The organism is Ramlibacter aquaticus, from assembly GCF_015159745.1.
Classification (GTDB): Bacteria; Pseudomonadota; Gammaproteobacteria; order Burkholderiales; family Burkholderiaceae_C; genus Ramlibacter; species Ramlibacter aquaticus.
In genome coordinates this window covers 1-537 of record NZ_JADDOJ010000181.1, presented here as the reverse complement: position 1 = coordinate 537, position 537 = coordinate 1, and the positions used below count along the sequence as shown (strand labels likewise).

The following is a 537-nucleotide window of genomic DNA, read 5'->3' as shown; positions in this document are numbered from 1 at the left end:
CGACACCATAGCGTTCCGGGTCGTGAACGTGATACGCAAAGACCGTCGCGCCATTGGGCTGCGCATCGGCTTGGCGCATCACCGGGGCGAGATCGTGGCCGTAGAAGATGTTGTCCCCCAGCACCAGGGCGCTCGGGTCATTCCCAACGAATTTGTCCCCGATCAGGAAGGCCTGCGCCAGCCCGTCCGGGCTGGGCTGCACCGCATACTGCAGGTTCAGCCCCCATTGCGATCCATCACCGAGCAGCTGCACGAAACGCGGCGTGTCCTGCGGCGTGCTGATGATGAGAATGTCGCGAATGCCAGCCAGCATCAGCGTCGAGAGCGGGTAGTACACCATCGGCTTGTCGTACACCGGCAGCAGCTGCTTGCTGATGGCCAGCGTGGCGGGGTGCAGGCGCGTGCCCGAGCCACCGGCCAGGATGATGCCCTTGCGTCGTGTCATGTGAAGCTTTCCTCTCCGGGTCGCAGAACTTCCGCCAGCATGCGCGCCACGCCGATTTGCCACTCGGGCAACACCAGGTCGAAGGCCTGCCG

At 64.4% G+C, this 537-nt stretch carries 1 protein-coding gene; it reads right to left on the bottom strand.

Features of this window, described 5'->3' with window-relative positions; genetic code table 11:
- A partial coding sequence (locus IM725_RS20050; RefSeq protein WP_193782399.1) for a sugar phosphate nucleotidyltransferase occupies positions 1–445 on the bottom strand: 445 nt, incomplete at its 3' end.
- Positions 446–537 lie beyond the last annotated feature (92 nt).